Genomic DNA, 8,051 nt, shown 5'->3' with positions numbered 1-8,051 from the left:
GATTGCGCCTGAGCCAGCATCGGCGTCACCAGGGCCACCGAGAGGGTCAGCGGAAGTAGGGTTCGTTTCATGGCTTACTCTCCGGTGAAGTACAGCAGTTCCTGGCCCCGTTTCTTGCAACAGCGATAGGGCCGCCACAGCGCCCAGGCGTAGTCGCCCGGATCCTGCAGCTGATCGTTCTCGCCGCCGTCGGGGAAAATCGAGCAGGACATGCGCATGTTGGGGGCCAGCTCCTGCCATTCATGAGTCTCGGGATCGCCTTCCTTGACTGGATCCGGCCCCCAGATGCCGCTGCTCTCCGAATCTCGGGCGATGAGTGGCTGATAAACATGAGGCTGGCCGCTGCGGGTCACGACGTCGGCGGCACGCTGCGCCGCCGTTGCGGCGACCTTGTAGTCGTGGGTCTGGGAGGCGAAGCCGCTGCGCGGGTAGATCGGGCTCCATAGATCGCCCACAGCGCCCATCTCGCGCATCCCCGGGGTCAGTGCCTCGGGGTAGGCCATCTCTGGCACCCCCGAACGCCAGGCCAGCGCATCGAGCGTGGAGATGAAGTAGGGCATGAGCGGTTGTGAATTGCTTTCGCAGAACCAGCCGAAGCCGCTGGCGAACTGGTAGAACAGCTCAGAGGGATGGCCGATCGCGTCGACATTCTTGAAATGCGTGTTCGAATGCTGCTGCGCGACTGACTCGCGTGCGGATCCGCCCCCCAGGGCATCGCCCGTGGGGGGTGAAAGCATCGCGATCTCGGTCCAGGGATTGTCGCCAGTGTTCTCGTAAGCACTAACGACCAGCTCAGGGATGTAGTGCTTCACGCGAACCGAAGTGCGTACCGTGCAGCCCCAGGCCGAACAGTAGAGCCAGGCGCACACCCCGATAATCTGGTAGTCGAGGCACTGGGTGCTCATCGATGACGGAAGAATCTCCGGAGTAGTAATCGCCTGCGCGCGCGGTGCGCTCGTCATACTGGCCAGCCCGACCAGCAGTGCAAAGGCAACCGCCACCGGCAGCGTGGTGAGGGAACGAGTCATTGTTGATCTCCCCTCGCCTGCTCGATCTCCTCGAGCGCGCGGCCGACGTCCGGCTCGCCGTACACCACGTACTGGCTATCAACGACGACTGCCGGCACCTTCTCGATGCCCAGCATCCAGGCACGGGCCACGTCTTGGTAGAGCCGCCCGAAGTCCTTGAGCGCTCGCTGCCATTCGGGATCGTTCATGCGCGATTGCAGCATCTGCTTCGCGCGGGACGGGGCAGCGGGAAGATCCTGCGAGAGTCGCGCGTCGAGGCGAGCCGGTGCATCCAGCTCGACCACGGCAGCGGATGCCGGCACGTTGACGACCGGTTCACCGGCAGTCGTGAACACTTCAACGCCGGCGACGGCAATGTGACTCCAGGCCAGCAGGCAGAGCGATAGCAGCGCGGCGCACGGCCGCAGCTGATGGGCGAAGGACATGGATGGGCTCCCACGACGGTATCAGCGGACAGGTGTACCGGGTGGGAGCCTGGGAGGCAGTAGAGAATGTTAAGCCGATCCGATAGGGTTTCTTTTCATCGCAACGAAGCACATTCAAACTTTAACAGCAGACCTTTGGTTTGGCTTCAAAGAGTAGATTGGATCAGGAGGAGCCACCCCGGGCCCATAAATCATCACTTCAGATCCTCTTTTTTTATCTTGAGCGGTATAACTAAGCGAATATTGATCCTGAAGGTAATCGGAATAAATTTCTCTTATTTGAGCAACATCATCATAAGAGACGATCCATGGACCTTCTAGATTTCTCAAGGTCCTCTCAATTAAAACGTGATCATCATGGGTATAGAAATTTCTATATAGCTCAGAACCTTTGTCGTAATACGGAGGATCCAAATAGACCAAACGGTTTAATGGCAATGCAGAAACCCTTTCCTCAAGAAAACTGACAGCATCCATGTTGTAAACATATATTCTATTTCGAAAACGCCCAATTAGTTTTATCCTATCAACAAGATCAAGCTTGTTAAATCTAGCATCGAGTTTCCATTTGCCCGACTGAGATTTCCCTCCAATAACCCCAGCCTTCAATATCCCTGACCGGTTAGTTCTGTTTAGGAAAAATGCTGCTAAGGCAATTTCTATAGATGTATATCCATCGGGACAATCGAGAATTGATTTCTGGTGGTACCAGCTATCCATATTAACCGGCACTTCCATAATCCTTTCGCAGAGTTCCTCGGTATGATTGACTGCTGAATGCCAAAATGAGTACACAGCCTGATCAACATCATTTATATGAATATATGAGGCATACTCATGAAAAAGCAATTCTAGAGCAACGCCCGCACCTCCAGCGTAAGGCTCAACATAATGACCATCCAACAACTCATTTGACTCGAAAACAGCTTTTACGAACTTTGAAAACTTCCCTTTTCCGCCTGGATATCTCAAAGGCGTGGCAAAGCTACGCGCCGACATTTAAAACTCCTTCACCTAGAGAAGGTTACCGCCAAACTGATTCCAAGAGCGGCCTGTATTCGTCAGCAACTCCCTTTAACTCAGAGGCTAGTGGAGAGGTAGTGACATCATGGACAAACTGATTCAAGTGATCGACAGAGCCTATCGTATCCTTAGAGCTAGCACGCTTAGCAATCGTCTTCCCTTGACCTGCACTGATTAACCCTTCATTTAACAAATATTGATTTACTGCACATATCTTGACGGCCAAATTTGCATCGGCAGCAAGAGGTTTAGCGTTATCCGCCCTCAAGAGAGCAACCCCTTGATTTTCCAAGCTTTTTCGAAAATCATCGCATGTGAGCTCTAAAAACACCCTAAAAGTTATAGCAGTAGCATTGACCACTTTCTCAACTTCCAGCTTTGAACGCAGCTCCCTATAAATTTCATTTATTCTACCATTGCTTATATTCAAAGACCATGGCACTAAATATTTTCTTGCATTAGAAGAAGGCTTCGCCCTTGTTTTAATTTTTCCATCATTTGAGGCTTTTTGGTCTTGTCCAGAATCAGCATCTGCATTGCCTTGACTCACCTCCGGATTTGAGCCCGCCCCAAGTGCACCACCGGGTTGGCTATTTGGCTCCATGGGCGGCGCGTACCCTGATGCAGCCGAATTATCCAGCGAAAGAAAAATTGTCTTTGGCAACAACTCTGGTGGAATATGGCTTAGAAATTTCTTCCGATCTTCATTAGCACGAACATCATTGACGTTATATCCATGATCAACAAACATCGACACAACAAAAGACAAAGAGGGAGAGATCAATCTCATCTCGTATTGAGGAATTATAACTTTGTTTTCTAATTTCAAGCCAAGCGTTTCTTGAGCGGGCTTTGAAGAAAACAATCGAGTTAAAGTAGTGACATGTATATGCCTAACATCATGCAAAGCCTTATCCTCAAACAGAAATGCATGCTGCTCCATTAATTTTCTGATCTGCCTTCCGACTGACTCAACTCCAGTCTGCCGTGCTCTTCTCTCATCTCTGATATCTGGATCCCAACCAACTCTACCAACTCCACCATTTTCGCCAGTGTGTTTTATCTCAAGCCAAACATCACCATCTTCTCTTGAAGCAACAACACTACACTCAATTTCCCGGGGCGCTTCATCTTCCATCTTCGCCCGAATTGCCAAGAAACTCTTGATCAAGGATTCATCAGGGCAAAGGTCCGGCTTCTGAAGCAGCTTCAAAGCAGTTAATCGTCGATTTCCTTCAAGAACAATAAATTCACCATCTATTCCTTGAGGTGTAACAAGCTGTAGCTCGGTTGGGTCCAGACCATTTAATGAGATGTGCTCGGTCAGCCTTAAAAGCTTTTTCGCATCGTTCGGGTCAGCCATCAGCAACTCAATAGCCTCCCTCTGGTTTTGGGCCACATCGCCACCAAAGCGAACATTTTCTTGGTCCAGCTTGATTAACTCCAACGGAATCGATCTTATATCTCTCTTCATTACCCTGCCCGTCCCCATCAGACTCTTCGATGTTATAAAAGCTCTCGCAGTAGCGGGTTATCTACATCTCTGCGTAGTCAAATGACAGGCATAAGGTACTAGAGGTTATCACTTGATGACAGGTTTTTGACGGTTGCAATCAGCTGTCGCGCCGGCACGTAGCCCTCGCCCATCTCGCCATTGGGGAGCACGATTGAGTGTGTCCCTTGCACCCCGAACTGCTGTCCCAGCGCAAAACCTTCATCAACGGCTGGCTGACAACTCTTCGACGGTCTGGAGGCAAGAGCTTCGCCATGAAACGCACGGGTCATGGCATCGGTGGGTGACTCTGAACAAAGCACCTGAGCCAACTGATTGGCCGCCTGTGAGTGAGCGCCGGCACGAGGAAACGGCACGTAGCGCACGGCAATGCCGGCCGCCGTCAACTGTTCGATATCCTGATGCAGCCTCTGACAATAGGGACAGGTCGTATCGGTGAAGACGGTGATACGCCCGATCTCCTTGCCCTGGGCGGGATAGTCCACCGTGCCTCCGTCCGGAATGGCATCCAGCTGGTCCAGCCGATCCTGGCGGTCGTGCTGTTCGGTGACGTTGACGAGCCCGTCGGGACCGTTGTCGTAAAGACTGCCCACGACCATGTGACGGCCATCGGCATCGCTGTAGAACGTATCACCATTGCGCAGCCGGACCTCATAGACTGGCCCCTTGAGATCGACCTGCCGGATCGATTCCGCCGTGACGGACTGACCGTTGATCGTCAGGTTCTGCAGCGCCGCAGGAGGAGCCGTATCCGGGACGTCAGTGACCGGGATTTCGGTCGCCAGTGCCGGCACCGACGTCATCAAGCCAAGGCCGGCCGCGCACAACAGGGTGAGTGGTTTCATCGCAGCGCCTCCAGGCAGTCGGTAACGGCGTTTCCGCCATAGGTCTCGAGGGTCCAGCAGTCATTCAGGGTGATCGCTGGCAATGAGAGGGACTCGTGGATGTCGAGATAGCGACATCCGTCCCGCAGCGCCTCGCTGACGTGCGCACGCCGGGTCGGCGAAATCCCCTGCCGCTTGAGTCGGGAGAATCGATTGCGTCCGATCTCGGGTGTCGCGTGCCCTTCGGTGGCAAACTCGCTGTGGCACCACCAGTTGGCAACATCCATCGACCAGGTACGCCCTTCCCCTTCGTCGAACGCCAGATCGAGCCGGTGCGTGATCTGGAAATGTCCGGGAGCTAATGCCGACACGTTCACAGTCCAATGGAAGGTGACTTCACCGGCCTGCTGCCCGTCCGGCAGCACGATGAAGTGACCCAGGTGGCAGCTCTCGGATCCGCCCACGAAATAGAGCCTGTTGGGGTAAGGCTGACGGATAGTCCAGCCCGTCGTGGGAATGACGGGAGCATCGAGCCAGCTCACCGATACCGATAGGGTGATGTCCTCGAGCGCGACACCATCGAAGGGATCGACCTGCAGGACCGGGAGTAGATGCAGCGTGCGCGCTCTCGCGTCGAGGTTCATCGTGCTCACCGCGTCGTCGATCTGGAGTTGTGGCATGTAACCGATCCTTCTTTCGGGGTCGTGAGGTAAGGCATCAGACGCTCCTGAATCTGCCGCGCGTCATAGCGACCGCTGGCCGGGAAACGCAACAGCGGCACGCCCGCCGACGCGAAGGCGTCGTCAACGAAACGATCACGTCGCTTACGATCACGACGGCGATAACTGCGGTCATCGAGTTCGATCGCGGCGAGGATGCGCCCACCGCGTGGCTCGCACACCACGAGATCGACGTGCTTTGAGCTGATCAGGCGGAAGTAGCGCCACCACCGCTGGTCGCGACCGTGACGCTTGCGAAAGCGTACCTGGAGTACGTCGGCGATCCGCACCTTGCAGGCGAGCAAGGCCGTCGAGCCAACGGCACGCTGGACGGCGGCATAGAACGCCTGCTCAGTGGCCGTGTTGAGTCGTCCCTGGGCGATGTAGGGGTATCGTCCCCGTCCCGATACCAGGCGCTTGAGCTGCCACAGCGAGAATCCGACGATCACCAGCACCGCCGAGGTGAAGAGCAACGCATCAGCCATGTGCCGACTCCCCCAACGGCGATATTGTTTCCAGCCCGCGTAGCCGATCCAGCTTCTCGGCTACCTTGATGGCCGCGTCGAGTTCGGAGCAGCCGTGCTCGCACATGATCTCGGCGCGCTCCGCTTTCTCCTCCGGCTCGGTACCGGCCAGGGAGAGGTAAAGGCTCGGCGGCACGACACGGAACAGCGACTGAAGTCTCCCACCCAGCACCACACCCTCGGTGTACTTGCCCGAGGCCTTGGTCGCGGACTCGACCAGCAGGCGCTGATCTTGGGTCAGCGTCTTGAATCGGCTGACTTCGGCGATCTCGTTGGGCGGCATGTTGAGCAACAGCCACCACTCCATCATGTTGAGCATCTTGGCCGAGACGTCCGGAAAGTCCTTTACGTTCTGGGTCGCGAGCCAGAGCCAGTGGGCGAGCTTGCGCCCCATTTTGGCCACGCCGACGAGAAACGGCGCGAGCAGCGGGTTGGCGGTCAACAGGTGACACTCGTCGATGACCTGAATGATGGGACGGCCGCTGTACTGGTCTCGCTCGGCCATGGTGGTGATCATGTTGGTAATCGACATCACCGACAGGGCCAACTGCGCCTCGTAACCCGGGTTGGCGTAGTGCGCCAGATCAATGATGGTGACGTCGCACTCCGGCCAGGCTTCGCCCGGTTGGTTGAAGACTTGACCGTCGAATCCGTCACAGAACATGCCGATCCCCTCGCCCATCATGTAGGCGCGGTCCCGGCGACCGTCTGGCAGATTCTCGTCCCGGGAGAGCGTGTAGAACGCCTGGCGAACGTCCTCGGACAGGCACTGGCGCCCCTCCTCGAAGGACTTCTCGGCGGCTATCATCACCGCATCACGCACCATCCGGTTGTCGGCACGCCGGTAGTCAGCCTCCTCCTTGGGGTCGCCGCCGGTGATCATCAGGCGCGCCATCATCTCCATCTCGCCCAACAGGTCTCGCTCGACGTCATCATCGTCGGATTCGTCCGTGCCGATCGCCTCGAGCAGGTCATCCGGGGTGGCTGCGGGATCGTCTGGTGACTCGCCGAAGTCCTGCCGATCACGAACGACGCGGCGCTCGCGCATCTCGGGATCGAGCAGGCGGTGGGCCTCCGCGAACGGCGGCAGCCTGGCATTCGCCCCCGGAGCGAGCTTGACCTTATTGACCGATAGGCCCATGCGCTCGAAATAGTCGGCCAACAGGCCAAAGGAATTGCCCTTCTCGATAATGAACAGACGCGGCCGGCGCATGGCGACCACCTGCCCCAGCATCGAGTTGAGCGTCGCCGACTTGCCGGCACCGGTTGGGCCGAACACGAACATATGGGCGTTCTGCTTGCGATCGAGCTTATTGAGTGGGTCGAACGTCAGTGACTCGCCCCCTCGATTGAAGAAGCTGATACCGGGATGGCCCGTTCCCCGGGCACGCCCGTAGAGCGGCGCCAGGTTGGCCAGATGCTGCACGAAGTTGAATCGGGTATACCAGCGGTTATTGCGATCGATCTCGGGATCGAAGTTCATCGGCAGCCAGCGCAGATAGGTGTTGAGCGCGGCCACCTCGTTTTCGGGCTCGACCGGCTTGAGATCGGCGGTGCTGAGCTGTGTGGTCAGGTCCATGACGCGCCTGTCCAGATCGGCCTCGTCGCAACCGCTGACGAAGAACGCCAGGGCCGACTGGTACATCTTGTGATCCTTGCCGAGAAACTTTCGGGCCTGCTGGCAATCCTCGCGCACGTTTCCGGCCAGGACGCTATCGCCGACCGCTTTCTTGGCCAACTGATCGATGTGGCTCTCCAGCGGCTCCTGAGGAATGGCCACGATCGTCATGCAGGCCTCGACACCCAGTGGCAACACGTCGAAGGTGGCGTTACGAATCGATGTCTGTCCACGCGAAATCTCGGCGGTCAGATGGCCCACCTTGGGTACCTTGCGCAACTCCTCGACCGGAATGACGCGCTGGGGCTCGCCGTCGAAATACCAGAGGCCGGATTCGGCATCCGCTCGCGGCGAACTGGCCAGCATCCCCTCGGCAA

Annotated in this window: 8 protein-coding genes; all 8 read right to left on the bottom strand. The window is 56.6% G+C overall.

The window, feature by feature from the left end:
- Nucleotides 1–74: 74 nt before the first annotated feature.
- Entirely contained in the window at nucleotides 75–1,028 is a 954-nt protein-coding gene (locus AC3AYF_RS15270) for a TIGR03756 family integrating conjugative element protein (protein ID WP_487779942.1), read from the bottom strand.
- Nucleotides 1,025–1,453 (bottom strand): TIGR03757 family integrating conjugative element protein, encoded by a 429-nt coding sequence (locus AC3AYF_RS15265; protein ID WP_295040512.1) that lies wholly within the window; start codon nucleotides 1,451–1,453, stop codon nucleotides 1,025–1,027. The genes AC3AYF_RS15270 and AC3AYF_RS15265 overlap by 4 nt, the downstream gene beginning before the upstream one ends.
- Before the next feature lie 114 nt (nucleotides 1,454–1,567).
- Nucleotides 1,568–2,452 (bottom strand): DNA adenine methylase, encoded by an 885-nt coding sequence (locus AC3AYF_RS15260; RefSeq protein ID WP_295040511.1) that lies wholly within the window; start codon nucleotides 2,450–2,452, stop codon nucleotides 1,568–1,570.
- A 25-nt stretch (nucleotides 2,453–2,477) separates the two neighbouring features.
- Complete coding sequence (locus AC3AYF_RS15255; RefSeq protein ID WP_295040510.1) at nucleotides 2,478–3,923, bottom strand: hypothetical protein; 1,446 nt, start codon at nucleotides 3,921–3,923, stop codon at nucleotides 2,478–2,480.
- A 125-nt stretch (nucleotides 3,924–4,048) separates the two neighbouring features.
- Nucleotides 4,049–4,834, bottom strand: a complete 786-nt coding sequence (locus tag AC3AYF_RS15250; protein ID WP_487779941.1) for a DsbC family protein — start codon at nucleotides 4,832–4,834, stop codon at nucleotides 4,049–4,051.
- Complete coding sequence (locus AC3AYF_RS15245; RefSeq protein ID WP_295040506.1) at nucleotides 4,831–5,493, bottom strand: hypothetical protein; 663 nt, start codon at nucleotides 5,491–5,493, stop codon at nucleotides 4,831–4,833. Before AC3AYF_RS15245 ends, AC3AYF_RS15250 begins: the two co-directional genes overlap by 4 nt.
- Complete coding sequence (locus AC3AYF_RS15240; protein WP_295040505.1) at nucleotides 5,463–6,017, bottom strand: DUF2726 domain-containing protein; 555 nt, start codon at nucleotides 6,015–6,017, stop codon at nucleotides 5,463–5,465. Before AC3AYF_RS15240 ends, AC3AYF_RS15245 begins: the two co-directional genes overlap by 31 nt.
- Nucleotides 6,010–8,051: conjugative transfer ATPase (locus AC3AYF_RS15235; protein ID WP_295040503.1), on the bottom strand; the 2,042-nt coding region annotated here is incomplete at its 5' end. The genes AC3AYF_RS15240 and AC3AYF_RS15235, both read right to left, overlap by 8 nt.

It is taken from the genome of Salinicola sp., from assembly GCF_982684285.1.
This window is presented reverse-complemented; position numbering and strand designations above follow the sequence as displayed.